Raw genomic sequence first — 15,701 nt, 5'->3', positions numbered from 1 at the left:
TATGGCAGCAATTACAGCAGCAATGGTTAAGGAGCTCAGAACTGCAACTGACGCTCCAATGATGGATTGTAAAAAAGTTTTAGTTGAAGCTGACGGAGATATCGAAAAAGCGAAAGAGCTTTTAAAAGAAAGAGGTATCGCTAAAGCAGCTAAAAAAGCTGATAGAGTAGCAGCTGAAGGTCTTGTAGGTCTTAAAATTGCTGATGATTTATCTAAAGCTACAGTTGTTGAAATCAACTCTGAAACTGACTTCGTTGCTCAAAATGAAGGTTTCAAAGATTTAGTTCTTAAAACTACTGAAGAAGTATTCAACACTAACCCAAGCGATGTTGCTGGTGTAATGGGAACTGAATTCGGTTCATACTTCACTGAAACAGTTGCAAAAATCGGTGAGAAGATCGAACTTCGTCGTTTCGGTACTTTAGAAGCTGAAGATGATACAGTTGCAATGAACGCTTACGTTCACTCTAACAACCGTATCGCTGTAATCGTAAAAGCTAAATGTGACTCTGCAAAAACTGCTGAAGGTATGAAAGACGTACTTAAGCAAGTTGCAATGCACGCATCTGCTATGAAACCACAAGTTTTAAGCTACAAAGATTTCACTTCTGAATTCGTTGAGTCTGAAACTAAAGGTCGTATCGAAGCTATTAAAAAAGAAAACGAAGAGTTAGCACGTTTAGGTAAAACACTTAAAAACGTTCCATCATTCGTTTCTATGATGCAATTAACTGACGAAATTATGAAAAAAGCTGAAGAAGATATCAAAGCTGATCTTGCAGCTCAAGGGAAACCTGAAAAAATCTGGGACAAAATTATCCCTGGTTCTTTAGCTCGTTTTGTTGATGACAACACTACTTTAGATAAAGAGCAAGCTTTACTTGACCAAACTTACGTACTTGACGATAAAAAAACAGTAGCAGAGGCTGTTGAAGCTGCTGCTAAAGCTCTTGGCGGTACTGCTGAGATCGTTGACTTTATCCGTCTTGAAGTGGGTGAAGGTATCGAGAAAGTTGAAGATGACTTCGCAGCTGAAGTAGCTGCACAAATGGGTTAATGCCCTTAGTTTGTGCGTATCGAACATTTTTCTAAGAAAAATGTTCACGGGAGCTCAATATAGAGCTAAGGGTACTTACCCTTTTCCCACCCCTCCTTACATATTAATATTCCTTATATAAATTCCTTTTAACATGCTATAATCTTTTTATGCAAAAAGATCAAAAAAATAAAATCGTGATCATCGGTGGCGGTTATGCCGGACTCAATGCATTAAAAAAACTCGCCAAAGACCAAGATAACGAGATCGTACTTATTGATAAAAAAGCGTACCATTTTATGCAGACGGATGTGTATGATCTAATCGCGAATGAACATGATTTTGCCCAAGTGAGTGTAGATCTTTTTACTTACTGTATGGGATTTGATCAAAATGTCACTTTTTTAAAAGAAGAGATAAAGAGTGTTGACTTTAAAAATAAAAAAGTTATATCTGATCGAAAAAGAATTAACTATGACTATCTGATAATTGCAGTAGGGGCTAGAACAAAATTCTTTTCAAATATCGTTGGTTTAAGAGAGTATGCATACGGTGTTAAATCCCTCCACAGAGCTATGTACTTTAAGCAAAAGTTTGAGATGAGTCTTTTTCAAAAGATCGATCAAGAGGGAACTTACTGTAAACCTCTAAATATTGTAATTGCAGGTGGAGGTTTAAGCGGTGTGGAGATCTCTGCACAAATGGCATCATTTGCACAAGAATTTTATAAAAACAACCACTTTCTATGTAGAAAGCTCAATATTATACTGGTTAATTCATCGGAACATGTATTAAAAGGTTTAGATGAAAAACTTGCAAAATTTTCTGAAGAACATCTCAACAAACTTGATGTTACAATTAAGAAAAATGCTAAAGTGCAAAGTTTGACACCAACAACAGTATCGCTGACTAACGGTGAAGAGATCGAGATGGATTTTATGATATTTGCAGGTGGTATTGAGCCAAACGGGCTTATTTTTAATCTGAAATTATCGAAAAATCAACAAGGCTATTTGGAGACTAATGAGTATCTTCAAAGTATCGATTATGAAGATGTATTTGTTGTTGGAGACTGCACAACAATATATGATAAAAATCAAAACCGTTTACCCCCTACGGCAGATATAGCAGAACAGATGGGTAGATGTGCAGCAAAAAATATTATGAGAAAAGTAACTGAGAAGAAGTTAGTAAAACATAAAGTGAGACAAAGAGGAATACTTATCGCTTTAGGAAGACGCTACGCTTGTGGAAAGGTTTTTGGTTTTTATTTGCACGGTTTCCCTGCATATGTAATGAAAAAGATGATCGAAAAATTTTATCTATTCAAACTCGATAAACACTCAAAAAAAGGTTGCCAAAAGATATTTTGTACTCCACAAGATTAATTTAGTAACTTTTTACTATAATCTTTTTATGGAAATTTTAGAAGCAAACAACCTTTCTCACTCATTTGATTATAAACTTTTTGATGATGTAACATTCTCTTTAAATAAAAAAGAGCGTATAGCTATCATCGGTTTAAGCGGAAGTGGAAAGTCGACACTTTTACATATCATCTCATCATTATTAAAACCTCAAAGTGGCAGCGTGAAACTTTTTGGAGAAGATATTTACAATCTCTCTAAAAGTAAGCTGGCAGAGATCAAAAGAGATAAAATTGGACTTGTATTTCAGTCTCATTATCTTTTCCGCGGTTTTTCAGCGTATGAAAATTTAGAGGTTGCAGAGATATTATCCCAGCAGCCCATAGATGAAGAGTTGTTAAAAAGACTCGATATTGAGCATTGTATAAAACAAAAAGTTACAGAGCTTTCCGGCGGTCAGCAACAACGTGTTTCGATCGCAAGGGTACTAACAAAAAAACCACAAATTATTTTCGCAGATGAACCGACTGGGAATCTGGATAATAAAACTGCCCATGAGGTGATGGAGTTGTTTTTTGAATATTGTGAAGCAAACGATGCCGGTATGGTTTTAGTTACGCACGATACGGGGCTTGCACAGTTGTGCGATAAAGTATACCGGTTAGAAGACAAAGAGCTAAAAAGAGAAAAATAGTATGCAGTGGGCAGTAATATTTAACGATCATAACGTAGTTGGATTTTTACTCCTGTTTTTCCGTTTTGCAGCACTGTTTTTAGCTGTACCTATCTTTTCCCATCAAAATATTCCCATCACTATCAAAGCCGCAATCGCTTTTTTCTTTACGATAGTATTTTATTCCTCTATGCCGCCGTTGCAAATCTCTATTGATATTCCTACCATAGTATTAGCGATACTGAGTGAGTTTATCTTTGGATTAGCGATAGGGGTTGTGTTACAACTTGCATATCATGTTATCACCTTTGCGGGTGGGCAGATATCCTATATGATGGGTTTTTCACTTGCGAGTGCAATCGATCCGCAAACGGGTGTTTCTATGCCTATCATCTCACAGTTTCTGTCCCTGATCGCTTTAATGGTACTTTTTACTTTAAATCTGCATCATTGGGTACTTCTGTTTGTAGATGCTTCGCTGCAAAGTGTCCCTTTAGGCGGCTTTTTAATGAGTGAAGACTTTTTTAACTATACACTCCATGCCACTTCAAATATGTTTTTAGTAGGCTTTATGATAGCTTTTCCGATCATCGCTTTATCATGGTTGGCAGATGTGATTTTTGGGATGCTTATGAAAACGATGCCGCAGTTCAACTTACTTGTTATCGGTTTCCCGATAAAGATCATGGTTGCATTTGTTGTTCTTATAGCAACGATCACTGCAACAATGTTGATCGTTAAAGGGCAGATGCAAGAGGCTTTTAATACCTTAGAGATGTTTTTTTAGTTTTTTTTGATACAATACAGTGATTATTGATGTTGATATAATCAGAGAATAATGTCGAAGGAAAAACAAGTGAAAATCTTACTTTTAAATGATAATCCAGTTGTTACTAAATTAGTTACATTAAGTGCCCAAAAAACATCCGATGAACTTGATGTTGTAGGGAGCCTAGATGAGATTGAACCATCGAAAGATTATGATTTACTTGTTGTTGACGACACAAAATACACTGAAGAGCTTTTAGAAGAGATAAATGCTAAAACCACCTTTTCTAAATCACTTTATATAGTATCAAGAGATGCTCAAAGCGTAAATGGTTTTACTACTACACTGAAAAAGCCTTTTTTACCTACAGACTTAGTGGAGCTTTTTGCAGTACTTGGCAAAGAGATCGCAAATGCAGATGTTGAAGAGATAGATGATGATCTTATTAACGATGAAGGAATCGCACTTGATCCTGTAAATCTCGATAGTGATTTTGAATTGGATGAAGAACTAGACCTGGACGATGAACTTCCTGATCTTGACGGAGAACTCCCTGACCTTGAAGATGAACTTTTAATCCACGAAGATGATACTTTAAGCGGTGAGAGTGTTTTAGATTCTGAAGAGGCGCAAAAAGTAAAAGATTTATTGGATGAAGCGGAAGATGACTTTGAGATAGATGACTCTTTAGAGCTTGATGAAGATTTAGAAGATCTTGACGAATTGTCAACTACAGAGGAAGATGCAGATGAGCTAGAGAGTTCAGAAGATGACTTTGATCTTGATGATTTAGTAGATGGATTCGGGGAAGAGGAATCTGAGTTAGATGAAGATTCAGAACTAGATGAACTAGACGATAACTTTTCAGTAGAAGGGGAGCTGGAACTTCCTGAAGAAGAGCTCTTAGATGAAGCTTTAGAATCAGAGTCTGCACTGGATGATGACCTTGAACTTCCGGATGAGCTTGAAAGTTTAGATGAAGCACCTGCTGCAGTAGAAGATGAAGACTCAGAAGAGGATTTTGACCTTGATGCATTAGTGAATGAAGTGGCAGAATCTAATGAAGAAGAGTCTTTAGAAGAGAGTTCGGAAGAGTTAGAGGATGAAGATTTTGATCTTGATGACTTAGAAGGGTTTGATGAACTAGAAGAAGAACAACCTCAAGAGGAAGAAGAACTCAGCGAAGAGGAGACACTTGATGAGCTTGAGGATGAGATGATCGATGATTTAGCAGAGTTATCGGGCATTGAAGAGGATGAAGAAGCTCTTGAAGAAGAGGAACCTCAAGAGCAAGAGGTTGCAGAATCTGATTTTGATGAAGAACTTGAACTTCCGGATGAACTTGAAAGCCTGGAAGAGGAGCTTACTGCTCAAGCTGAAGAAGCTGAAGAGTCGGAAGAGGATTTTGACCTTGATGCATTAGTGAATGAAGTGGCAGAGTCTACTGAAGAAGAGCCTGTAGAAGAAAGTTTTGAAGAGTTAGAAGATACTACACTAGAGGGCACTGAATTTGATGATCTTGAAGATGAGTCTTTTGAAGAAGAACTAGATGAGGAATCTGAATTAGGCGAAGAGCTAGAAGAGAGTTCAGAGAGTGATGAAGATATCTCGGCACAAATTGAAAATGCGGTAAGCCAGTTAACTCCTGAAGAACTAGAGAGTGAAATAGAACTAGATATTGACACTTTATCAAGTCAGGATCTAAAACTTGCACTTGGTGAAGAGATCGAAGAGATTATCCCTGAAGAAGAGGAAGTTGTAGAGGAACTACAGCAAGAGAGTTCAGAGGAAGCGGATCTAGGTGAAGAGCTAATTGAAGAGATGAGTTCTGAAGAAGAAGTTTCTGAAGATGAGAACGACGGAGTTGAAGCACTTAAAACACTTCTAAAAGCTTTGACAGACAAAGATGTTGCTGCTTCTATGAAGGGGATGAAAATTAGTATAAATATAACATTAGGTGAGGGTAAATGAGTAGTATAAACGGTGCGGTGTTAGTACTTTCAGGACCAAGCGGTGCTGGAAAAAGTTCTTTGATCAATGAGATCTTTGATGAGTTGGGAAATTGTTATTTTTCGATCTCAACAACTACTCGTCCAATGAGAGAAGGGGAAGAGGATGGTGTTCATTACCATTTCGTAGATGAAGAGGAGTTCAAAAAAGATATCGAAGAGGATAACTTTTTAGAGTATGCAGTAGTACACGGAAACTACTACGGAACTTCTTTAAAACCTGTAAAAAAAGCACTCTCAGAAGGAAAATTAGTAATTTTCGATATAGATGTACAGGGAAATACTGCGGTAAATAACCGTCTAGGTGACATCACGACATCTGTATTTATTACACCGCCGACTTTGAGTGAACTTGAAAAAAGACTTCGTAACCGTTCAACAGACGAAGAGGAAGTGATTGAACGCCGTATTAAGATGGCAAAAAAAGAGATTCAGCGTGTAAGTGAGTACGATTATCTTCTTATTAACGATGATCTCAAAGTAGCGGCAGAAAAACTGTTACTGATTGCAAAAACTGCAAGATTTAAAGAGGCAAATGAAGAGATTAATGAATTTGTCCAAAAATGGGAAGATATTTAACAGTTCATTATATAATTTGAACTGATAAGAGAAGATACAGAAAAACAGTGATATAATCACGCACTTAAAATTATAAAGGATATTACTATGGGTATGCCAAGTGGAACAGAGTTACTACTGATATTTGGAATTATCGTACTTTTATTTGGAGCTAAAAAAATACCTGATTTAGCTAAAGGTTTAGGAAAAGGTATTAAAAACTTTAAAGACGAGATGAAAGATGTGAACGAAGAAGTAGCATCTAACGAGCCTAAAAAAGTTGAAGGTGATACTACTGAAGTAGCATCTAAAACTGAAGAAGCTCCAAAAAATACTACACAAGCGTAACAGCCTTGAAGCAACGTGTATCACAGATACTTCGCGACAAACTTGGTCGTGAAGTTGTTTTAGAAAAACCGCGTGACCGCTCTTTTGGTCATTTTGCAACTCCAATAGCTTTTTCATTAGCAAAAGAACTTAGAAAATCTCCAATGATGATCGCAGAAGATCTGGCAACTTCATTTGAAGAGCATGATGAGTTTAGTGCAGTAGAATCTGTAAAAGGGTACTTAAACTTCCGTTTAAGTGAAAACTTTTTAGCTGAGTATGCATCATGGGCACTTGAAAATCCGAGTGAATTTGCAACTCAAGAGAAAAACCAAAAGGTACTTTTAGAGTTCGTATCGGCTAATCCTACGGGTCCATTACACATTGGTCATGCTCGTGGTGCCGTATATGGCGATACTTTGTACCGTCTTGCAAAACACCTTGGTTATGACATTACTGCCGAGTACTATGTTAACGATGCCGGAAATCAGATAGATTTACTTGGTCTTTCTATTCAGCTTTATGCTAGAGAAAACCTTTTAGGTGAAGATGTCGAGTACCCTGAAGCGTATTATCGCGGAGAGTATTTAGAAGGTTTAGCTAACGGTGCAGAAGCGAAGTTTGGTCGTGAAATCTTTACGGATGAATCACGTCAAAAAGAGCTTGCAATGTGGGCTAAAGATGAAGTTATGAAGATCATCGTAGCAGACCTTGGCGATACTAACATCAAATTCGATACTTTTGTATACGAGTCAACACTTTATGATGACTGGGACAGAGTAATGGCTAAGATGGGCGAAGGTGTTTACGAAAAAGATGGTAAAACATGGATCGCATCAGAAGCTAAAGGTGATGAGAAAGATAGAGTTGTAGTTCGTGAAGACGGACGCCCAACTTATCTTGCCGGAGATATTGTGTACCACAACCAAAAATTTGAGCGTGGATATGAGCACTATATCAATATCTGGGGAGCTGATCACCACGGATATATTGCACGTGTAAAATCTGCAATTGAATATCTTGGATACGATAGTGAAAAACTTGAAGTATTACTTTCTCAAATGGTAAGTCTACTTAAAGACGGTGAGCCGTACAAGATGAGTAAACGTGCAGGTAACGTAATACTTATGAGCGATATCGTTGAAGAGATTGGTGCCGATGCACTGAGATTTATCTTCGCAAGCAAGAAAAGTGATACGGCTTTAGAATTTGACTTAAGCGAATTCAAAAAGCAAGATAGTTCAAACCCTATCTTTTATATCCAATATGCTCATGCCAGAATCAAAACGCTATTAGAAAAAGCGGAAGTTTCAGCTGAAGATATTGCGAATGCAAGTCTGAAAAATTTAGGTGAAAATGCAGATACACTTCTTTTTGATGCACTGCTTTTACCTGAGGTGATCGAAGATGCCTTTAATTCTCGTCAGATACAAAAACTGCCGGATTATTTAAAAGCACTTGCAGCATCACTTCACAAGTTCTACTATGATGTTCGCATCATTGGAACTGAAGATGAAGCAAAACTTCTTAAACTTCTCTCAGTAGTAGCTCTTAGTATCAAAACTGGTCTAGGACTAATGGGAATCGAAGCAAAAGACAAAATGAGCAAAGAGGAGGATTAATAATCCTCTTTTAGCTCAGGATAGAGTTTATAAACCTCTTCTAGATAAACTTTCGGTACTTGTATAAGTATCGGATTTTTATCCTTATCTAACCACTTCATAACTTTTAACAGCTTATTTTCATTCATTGATGTACATCCAACCGTTGGTGCATCTTTTGCTTTTTCTATATGGATAAATATACAAGAACCTCTTTTTTTTAGCTGCTCGTTGTTATGAAGGACAACTATCCCGTATTTGTATTGATTGTCTTTACGCTTCATATACTCAAAACTTTTGACCCCATCTTTGAAGTTTAAAAATCTATTGTAATAGTTTGAATCGCTATCATCGACACAAATTAGGTTTTCATCCGCATAAAGATACGGAAGATTTAGAGAAAGGTTTTTCTCGTAGCCAAATGCAGAACCGAGTTTAAAAATACCTGCCGGGGCTTTCTTATCACCCTCTATTTTTATCGGTTCATCACTTTTATGGGGAATTGTGATAATTCCCAGTCCCCAACCCAAACCATTCTTTCCAAGGTTAACATCTATGTTTTTAAAGACCAGTTTATCATCTTCATAAGCCCTAAGCTGCGCCTTTGAAGCATTGAAATCATCGGCAACTACAAGGAGTATTTGGGATGAGGAAAACAGTAGTGAACAGAAACTTATAACAATTAAGAAAACTTTTATCATAAAGTATGGTACTATTAGAAAGTTTTGATTTAAATAAAATTGGAAAATATGATGGGTATACAGATAAAACAAGCTACAGTTGATGATGTAAAGTTCCTTGCTCAAATGATATTGAAAAGTTCTCGTGCAGGTAAAAAGACGGGTCTTTTTGACTTCTTGTTTGAGATGAAACCTGCAGATGAAATACTGGGTAAACTGGAACAACTTACACAAACGGAGTCGAAAAGTCATTGCCATTATAAAAATTTCCTAATAGCTCAAATAGATGGGAAAAGCGTAGGGACACTCTGTAGTTATGAACCCAGAATATCTAATAAAGATACATTTATAAAAGCTTTACAAGAGATAGGATGTTGCGAAGATGCAAATACTATTTTAGAAGCTTTTTACGATTGTCATTTCGATGTAAGAAAAAGTACATTGATGTTTGACTTTATGGAAGAGTTAGACGGTTTTGTAGATGTGGGGGTTTTAAAGTCTTTAATGCAAAAGTCACTTTTAACTGCACGCCTTAAAGGGTATAGAAGAGCACAGACTATTATAGAGATCGGTTCGCTTGAAACTGAACTTTTTTACAAAAAACTCGGATTTAAATTCATCGAGCAAAAAGAGTGTGAAAGTTATAGAGAAACATTCGGTCGTAACGGGATCATGCTTTTTGAGATAGAGTTTTAGGATAGTTATATAGAACCTTCAATCCTATCAATTATCCCCCCTCTTGTAGCAATTTTTTTAGCACTTTACACAAAGAATGTTCTTCTCTCTTTGTTTGGTGCGATCTTCTTAGGTGTATTTATTATAAACGACTTCTCTATCGTTACAACTTTTAGTGGGGTTGCGACACTTTTTATTACTCTACTCTCAAAAGGGTGGATACTTAAAACTTTAGGGTTTGCAATCCTTGTGGGAAGTATTATGGAGATACTTGAGCGCTCAGGGGCAATTGCCTCTTTTGTAAAGTATATGACGGAGAAACGCTCCATAGTAAACTCCCCTCGATCGGCCTTGATGATAAGTTATATTATAGGGGTTGTCATTTTTATAGAATCCTCTATAACATCACTTATAGCCGGTGCGGTAGGAAAACCTTTGTGTGACAGAGAAAAGGTGAGCCGTGCAAAGCTGGCATATGTATGCGATTCAACATCTGCACCCATTAGCTCGCTTATACTTTTTAACGGCTGGGGTGCTTTGCTTTTAGGGCTTATTATGACACAAGTTGAAAGCGGCATCATCGCAGGTGACAGCGTTTCACTTTTGATCCATGCAGTGGTGTTTAACTTCTATTCTATCAGCGCACTGATCGTAACTTTTGTAGTGATCTGGTTTGGACTTTATACAAAAAGGATGGAAGCATCGCAAGTATATAAACCAAGCACTGCACACATATCTACAAGCGGTGCAAGTGTGTGGAATATGCTTTTGCCGATTTTGTTCTTGGTGTTCTCGGTATTTGGCTTTTTATATCTCACGGGGGATGGCAACATTTTAAAAGGGAGCGGTTCTAGTTCCATTTTTTATACTACCATCTCAACTATGGTGTTTATGTTGCTGCTTTATGTCGTACTTCAAAAGATGAGTTTTAAACACTATCTCAGAGCCTCTTATATTGGAGGGAAAAAACTGTTTCCGATTGCCATGGTACTTCTGTTTGCATTTGGAATAGGCGAGGTGACAAGTGATCTAAAAACGGGTATCTATCTTGCCTCTTTTGCAAGTGAAAATATCAGTATATCGTTACTCGCAGCTGTGATCTTTGTACTCAGCGGGATTATCGCTTTCTCAACTGGGACAAGCTGGGGGACGTTTTCTATTATGATCCCGATCGCAGTCCCTATGGCTGTAGCACTTGACGGAGACGTGGCTTTGGTTATAGGTGCAGTTATAAGTGGCGGGGTTTTTGGAGATCACTGTTCACCCATTTCGGATACTACGATCATCTCCTCGCTTGCAAGCGGGTGTGATGTTGTTGAACACGTCAATACACAACTTCCCTATGCGCTGTTAAGTGCTTTGATCGCATTGGTGTTTTTTATACTCTTCTCATTATAAAGAGGTATATTTATTTTTATACTCTTTCTCGATCAGCGTTTTTAGTTTTTTAGCTTCTGGAGCTTTTGGATAGCGTTTTATGTACTCTCTGTAGAAGTTGATATTTTCTGAGCGTTTAGCTTCTCTATAAGCCTCTATCTCTTGCACGCGGTTAGGTTGCAGTGTAAAAGATTTATAGCGTAAATGACCCTTTTTTACAGACAGTTTTATCACCGGAACAAGGCGCTCTTCTAACAGTTTTTCTTTTAGATCTAAAAAGTTTTTTTGTTTTGTTTTTAGAGAGATCTTTTTATGAAAATTGTTTGTAGTTGAGTAGAGTGTAGCTTCAAGCTTCCCTGTTTTTTTATTGTACACAATATCTTTGAACTTTGGATCTCCTAAGAGTGCTTTGGCTGTTTTCGTTGTTGAGCCTAGAAGCGCATAAAGCTGCATAAACTTCTCATCGATTGAAAGTGTACTATCGTAGACAATGGCATCTACATCAGAGCTTTTCTTGCGTACAGGAGTGATAAGGGAGATCCCTTGTGCGTGTGGCAGTTGTTTTATGTAACTGCTTTGAGCTCCGTTGTAGAGGTTTTTATTTTTTTTGTAACCGAGTGCACCGTTTGTTAGGTACCCGTCTTTTGCTCTGTAACTGTAAAGCAGCGGCAGGTTCATCTTGACAATGTTCCCTTTATTCCAAACAACCTGATAATACTGCTGATACTTTTTAAACGGATTGTTTCTCTGTAGATCTTGCAGTGTAGGAATAGACCAACTGTTATTAAGACCGTTAAGCGTTAAGCGTGAGAGTGAATCGTAACCCTGTTTTTGTGAATCGCGTTTTGACTGGAGATACAAAACCATAGAGTTGTTTTTACTAAAGAGATAAGAATCTCCTTTTTCTCTGAAGTTACCGCTATAGATCAGTGTGTTGAATTTTGCCCTGTTGATTTTGGGCCATTTCGATGTAACACCGATGGTTTTTGGAAGATACTCTTTAGGCTGGTACTTCTCTACATAGTCAACATATGGGGTAGGGAATGCCCAGATAAGATCTGTTTTTTTATCGTAGAGTGTGTAGAACTGCTGGTTGTCATACTTCCAGTTAAATGTAGAGACGTTGAGATTCTTTTGCAACTCAACTTTATAGGTAGTAGCCTTATCGATTTTAAGCCACTTAGTGACTTTTTGATACCCTTTTTTACTTACCTCTACAAGATAGTCTCCGGCATCAAGCTCGATGCCGTCATAATATTTGGGTTTAATATTGAGAATTTTGATTGTTGCACCTTTTGGTGCGATTACGTGCAGAGAGGGTTTTTTGAACTCTTTTGTTGTTTGAAGGTCTTGTTTTATCGGCTGATCGACTTGTATCGCTCTTTGCTCTTTAGTACTACATCCGGTTAAAAAAACGAAAAATAAAACAATACCAACAAAAAAGTTCCGTACCATGTTAATCTCCTAGATAAAAATTAATAGAGTATCTCATATCCTCATCAAGATTTTCCATACTTTTTAGCATCCAGCGAAGATACTGCGGATCTTCAGCGGCTACCTCTTGAAGCATTCTCCCTCTGTATTTTCCAAAACGGAACACTTTTACAAGTATAGGCTCTTTTGTAAGCGCTACCATCTTCTCAACAGGATTTTCGTTTGGAAATTTTGCTTGAACAGCTTTTCTAAGTTCAGTTAAAAAGAGTTTTAGTACCAAAACATCTCCGATCGCATCGTGCGCTTTTACTTCGATTCCTAAAGCATCCGCTTCTTGTTTTTCCTGTTTGTAAAGTCCCATTTTATAGCGGAAGTACTGAAGTCTGTGTGCCTCTTCATCCTCAAAGACGTGTTTAGCCACACGAAGAGTATCGATCAGTTTCATCTGTAGATTAAAACCCTCTTTTTGAAGCATTCCAATGTCAAAAGGGGCGTTGTGGATGATCATGTAGTTATCTGGAGTATTGAGCTCTAGCAGTTTTTGGTACGAGCCCATCTCCGTACATCTCGGTTTACCTGCGATCATCTCGGGAGTGATGCCGTGAACCTCCATTGCAGGGTATTTGATCTCTATATCGCTTGAACAAAACTCGTTATAAACCTCTATCTCTTTGCCGCCTAGTACTAAGTATCCTAGCTGAATTATTCTATCGAGTTCGTCTGTCCCTGTTGTTTCCGTATCTAGTATTATATATTTTGCCATTATCTCTTTCTTTCAAATTCTGCTGTAAATGTTTTTGTTGTATTTGCTTGAATCGTAAGGGTAAATGTAACAAAATTTCCCTTAGTATAACTGTATTTTTCCCTTGAAAAAACTTTTGCGCTTTTATCTTTACTAAAAGGAACACGGATTATTACGGTTTTTTGGTTGTCCGAGCTGTTGGTGATGGCGTATTGTACTTTTGCATTTAAATGATGTGTTCTCTCTTGTCGCTCGATCAGTGTTTGGAGCACTTTAATGTCAAACTCTTTGCCGATGGCGAGATCTATCTGTGTATTTTTAGGAGTATGTGCAATTGAACTCTCACCTAAAAGGATACTCTGCCCCTCTAGTTTTGAGTAAACTCTTACAACCCCTTTTGGAAGCGGCTGATCAAGCTCTTGTACAACTACATGCTGGATCACGTCATGTTTTGTTTCCCCTTTGAGGTGTAGCGGGTTAAAGAGCTGGGCTACATACTCTTTGTGAAACTTCACATTTTCAAGTGATAAAAACTTGATCTGCGTTTTTTCATTGTTGGCCAGATCTACTTTAAAAGGGACATTGTAGTGATGGTACCCCTCAAATGACTGGTGTTGTACGCTTGTGTCCATCTCGGCTGCGGCCAAAGTTTTGTAGCGTACGGGTTGAGGCTTGTTTACAAAGTTTACATCACCCGCGATAAACGAGAGTGAAGTGTCGTGAAACGCTTTTCCCGAACGGTTGTTGACACTCAGCCAGCCGCTTAAATCTCCCGTCTCTTTGTTAATGTTGAGGATGTAGTTGCTAGTGAGTGAAATGTTGGAGATGAGGTACTCAAGCTCCATCGGGGCGTTTATGTTTTTAGAGCTTTTCACATTCCAGACAAGTGAGGGTTTTGTGATCAGTGTGTTTGGGATATCTTTGAAGATGATATTTTCAACTTTTATGGGGATGATCTGGTTTTGTTTTGTCCTAACTAAAGCGCGTGAGCCTTCTACAGAGAGGAGTGTTGCTTTTTTGGTTTTATCTTTATCTGTTTTGAACGTTATCTCTTTAGCTATGTGGGCATCCAACATTTTTCTAAGGGAAAGTTGATCGTAACGGTACTGCTGTGAGTAAAGAGTTACCCCTTTTGGAAGTTTTATGTTTACAGAATCGGTATTGATGCTGTTTGCAACATTGTCGTAGACAATAAAGGTGTCGTTGCGACTTAGTTTGAGATCTCTTTGCTCATGGACGAGCGCACGGTTGGAGTTGTAAACAACGAGTGAAGAGTTTGTAGGCTCGTTAGAGAGTGTGGCGCCAAAACAAAAAGATGAAAAAAGTAGAAGCGATGTGAGAGTTTTCATAAGAGTACCCTTTTAAATAAAATATTTAATGATACTCTTTTATGAAAAATTTGTCTAAAAGTATTACTAGGTGTTTTTGTAAAATAAAGATAAGTAGATCCCAAAGGCTATTAGACTAGCGCCCAAAAGATGGTAGGAGTGTAAACTCTCTTTTAAAAAGATCGAAGCTAAAATAATTCCGAAGATCGGCATAAGGTGGGTAAACTGTGCCGTTTTTGATGCACCTATTTTCTCTATGCCGTAATGCCATAAATAGTAAGATGAGATCGATGCAAAAATGGAGACATACAAAAAAACTGGGTAGTTGTTTTGCAACACTTCGAGTTCTTGTTGAAGCGAGTATCCCTGATAGAGATAAAACGGCAGCAAGACTATTAAACCGATTGCCACGGTTGTAGAGAAATACTCAAAATCATTGAGATCTTTTGGTTTGTACTTGAGTAAAACAGAGTACAAAGCCCACGATAGTGAAGTGATGATAATGAGAATATCCCCTTCATTAAATTCGAGAGTCAAAATATTTGCAATGTCAGCTTTGAGTATTAAAAATATTACACCGAGGGTTGATAGTACGATCCCCGTAGTTTGGTAGAACTTTATCTTTTGTTTTAAAATAAAGAAGGAGAGAACAAGTACTAAGATCGGAACCGTCGAGTTTATGATCAGAGCATTTGTGGAAGTTGTGAATGTAAGTCCGTAGTACAACAAGGTATTAAACGTTGTGATCCCAAGGATTGCCAGCACTGTTAGAATTGTAAAATTTTGTTTTAGAGAATGGATGATTTTTTCGTGTCTGATGATTAAGATCGGAGACACCATCAAAAAAACAAAAAACCATCTGAAAAAAGCTAATTCCATAGGTGTTACATCGTCTTTGACAAATCTCCCCAGTACAAAGTTTACAGACCAAAATAGGACACATAAAGTTATTAGAAAATAGGTTTTGATTTGTTGCTCCTTAAAATTATGAAAGCGGTATTTATATGTTTTAGTTGGGTAATTATACCTGTTTTAGCTATGCGGAAATCTAACATTTTGGTAAGGGAAATTTTTTATAAGAGTACCCTTTTTAATGGAATATTTAATGATACTCTTTTATGAAAA

At 37.5% G+C, this 15,701-nt stretch carries 15 protein-coding genes; 10 read left to right on the top strand and 5 right to left on the bottom strand.

Annotation, left to right across the window (positions count from 1 at the left end):
* Window position 1: 1 nt before the first annotated feature.
* The 8 genes from tsf (at window position 2) to argS (ending at window position 8,361) form a co-directional block, all read left to right on the top strand.
* Entirely contained in the window at window positions 2-1,057 is a 1,056-nt protein-coding gene (gene tsf, locus QWY88_RS04480) for a translation elongation factor Ts (protein ID WP_304544537.1), read from the top strand.
* 149 nt (window positions 1,058-1,206) lie between these two features.
* Window positions 1,207-2,424, top strand: a complete 1,218-nt coding sequence (locus QWY88_RS04475) for an NAD(P)/FAD-dependent oxidoreductase (protein ID WP_304544535.1) — start codon at window positions 1,207-1,209, stop codon at window positions 2,422-2,424.
* Window positions 2,425-2,452: 28 nt separating this feature from the next.
* Window positions 2,453-3,097: an ABC transporter ATP-binding protein gene (locus QWY88_RS04470; protein WP_304544533.1), complete on the top strand. Its 645-nt coding sequence runs from the start codon at window positions 2,453-2,455 to the stop codon at window positions 3,095-3,097.
* Between the two features lies 1 nt (window position 3,098).
* Window positions 3,099-3,863, top strand: a complete 765-nt coding sequence (fliR, locus tag QWY88_RS04465; RefSeq protein ID WP_304544531.1) for a flagellar biosynthetic protein FliR — start codon at window positions 3,099-3,101, stop codon at window positions 3,861-3,863.
* 69 nt (window positions 3,864-3,932) lie between these two features.
* Entirely contained in the window at window positions 3,933-5,816 is a 1,884-nt protein-coding gene (locus QWY88_RS04460; RefSeq protein WP_304544529.1) for a DNA topoisomerase IV, read from the top strand.
* Window positions 5,813-6,433, top strand: coding sequence for a guanylate kinase (gene gmk / locus QWY88_RS04455; protein WP_304544527.1), 621 nt, complete (start codon window positions 5,813-5,815; stop codon window positions 6,431-6,433). Before QWY88_RS04460 ends, gmk begins: the two co-directional genes overlap by 4 nt.
* Window positions 6,434-6,520: 87 nt before the next feature.
* Entirely contained in the window at window positions 6,521-6,760 is a 240-nt protein-coding gene (locus QWY88_RS04450) for a Sec-independent protein translocase subunit TatA/TatB (protein WP_304544525.1), read from the top strand.
* Window positions 6,761-6,765: 5 nt separating this feature from the next.
* Window positions 6,766-8,361: an arginine--tRNA ligase gene (argS, locus tag QWY88_RS04445; protein WP_304544523.1), complete on the top strand. Its 1,596-nt coding sequence runs from the start codon at window positions 6,766-6,768 to the stop codon at window positions 8,359-8,361.
* Here the strand turns inward: argS and QWY88_RS04440 are convergent.
* The gene (locus QWY88_RS04440; RefSeq protein ID WP_304544521.1) at window positions 8,358-9,041 is read right to left on the bottom strand and encodes a L,D-transpeptidase family protein; all 684 of its coding nucleotides are present in this window, start codon (window positions 9,039-9,041) and stop codon (window positions 8,358-8,360) included. The two genes, argS and QWY88_RS04440, sit on opposite strands and share 4 nt — an antisense overlap.
* Before the next feature lie 51 nt (window positions 9,042-9,092).
* On the opposite strand from QWY88_RS04440, the gene QWY88_RS04435 reads away from it, so the two are divergent.
* Complete coding sequence (locus tag QWY88_RS04435; RefSeq protein ID WP_304544520.1) at window positions 9,093-9,716, top strand: acyl-CoA acyltransferase; 624 nt, start codon at window positions 9,093-9,095, stop codon at window positions 9,714-9,716.
* A gap of 90 nt (window positions 9,717-9,806) precedes the next feature.
* On the top strand, window positions 9,807-11,093 hold the full coding sequence (locus QWY88_RS04430) for a Na+/H+ antiporter NhaC family protein (protein WP_304544518.1): 1,287 nt from the start codon (window positions 9,807-9,809) through the stop codon (window positions 11,091-11,093).
* Here the strand turns inward: QWY88_RS04430 and QWY88_RS04425 are convergent.
* From QWY88_RS04425 to QWY88_RS04410, 4 genes are all read right to left on the bottom strand, one after another.
* A complete protein-coding gene (locus QWY88_RS04425) occupies window positions 11,088-12,527 on the bottom strand; it encodes a hypothetical protein (RefSeq protein ID WP_304544516.1) in 1,440 nt (479 codons plus the stop codon). The two genes, QWY88_RS04430 and QWY88_RS04425, sit on opposite strands and share 6 nt — an antisense overlap.
* A gap of 1 nt (window position 12,528) precedes the next feature.
* A complete protein-coding gene (locus tag QWY88_RS04420) occupies window positions 12,529-13,269 on the bottom strand; it encodes a 3'-5' exonuclease (RefSeq protein WP_304544514.1) in 741 nt (246 codons plus the stop codon).
* Complete coding sequence (locus QWY88_RS04415) at window positions 13,269-14,597, bottom strand: DUF4139 domain-containing protein (protein WP_304544512.1); 1,329 nt, start codon at window positions 14,595-14,597, stop codon at window positions 13,269-13,271. The genes QWY88_RS04420 and QWY88_RS04415 overlap by 1 nt, the downstream gene beginning before the upstream one ends.
* 66 nt (window positions 14,598-14,663) lie before the next feature.
* Complete coding sequence (locus tag QWY88_RS04410) at window positions 14,664-15,527, bottom strand: DMT family transporter (protein WP_304545302.1); 864 nt, start codon at window positions 15,525-15,527, stop codon at window positions 14,664-14,666.
* Window positions 15,528-15,701: the final 174 nt, after the last annotated feature.

It is taken from the genome of Sulfurimonas sp. hsl 1-7 (genome assembly GCF_030577135.1).
In the GTDB taxonomy this organism is placed as follows: Bacteria; Campylobacterota; Campylobacteria; order Campylobacterales; family Sulfurimonadaceae; genus Sulfurimonas; species Sulfurimonas microaerophilus.
This window is presented reverse-complemented; position numbering and strand designations above follow the sequence as displayed.

What these genes read in the sequence shown, in the direction of transcription:
- QWY88_RS04425 (WP_304544516.1), bottom strand. Translation starts at nt 12,527, where the DNA reads ATGGTACGGAACTTTTTTGTTGGTATTGTTTTATTTTTCGTTTTTTTA.
- gmk (WP_304544527.1), top strand. Translation starts at nt 5,813, where the DNA reads ATGAGTAGTATAAACGGTGCGGTGTTAGTACTTTCAGGACCAAGCGGT.
- QWY88_RS04470 (WP_304544533.1), top strand. Translation starts at nt 2,453, where the DNA reads ATGGAAATTTTAGAAGCAAACAACCTTTCTCACTCATTTGATTATAAA.
- fliR (WP_304544531.1), top strand. Translation starts at nt 3,099, where the DNA reads ATGCAGTGGGCAGTAATATTTAACGATCATAACGTAGTTGGATTTTTA.
- QWY88_RS04475 (WP_304544535.1), top strand. Translation starts at nt 1,207, where the DNA reads ATGCAAAAAGATCAAAAAAATAAAATCGTGATCATCGGTGGCGGTTAT.
- QWY88_RS04415 (WP_304544512.1), bottom strand. Translation starts at nt 14,597, where the DNA reads ATGAAAACTCTCACATCGCTTCTACTTTTTTCATCTTTTTGTTTTGGC.
- QWY88_RS04440 (WP_304544521.1), bottom strand. Translation starts at nt 9,041, where the DNA reads ATGATAAAAGTTTTCTTAATTGTTATAAGTTTCTGTTCACTACTGTTT.
- QWY88_RS04420 (WP_304544514.1), bottom strand. Translation starts at nt 13,269, where the DNA reads ATGGCAAAATATATAATACTAGATACGGAAACAACAGGGACAGACGAA.
- QWY88_RS04435 (WP_304544520.1), top strand. Translation starts at nt 9,093, where the DNA reads ATGGGTATACAGATAAAACAAGCTACAGTTGATGATGTAAAGTTCCTT.
- QWY88_RS04450 (WP_304544525.1), top strand. Translation starts at nt 6,521, where the DNA reads ATGGGTATGCCAAGTGGAACAGAGTTACTACTGATATTTGGAATTATC.
- tsf (WP_304544537.1), top strand. Translation starts at nt 2, where the DNA reads ATGGCAGCAATTACAGCAGCAATGGTTAAGGAGCTCAGAACTGCAACT.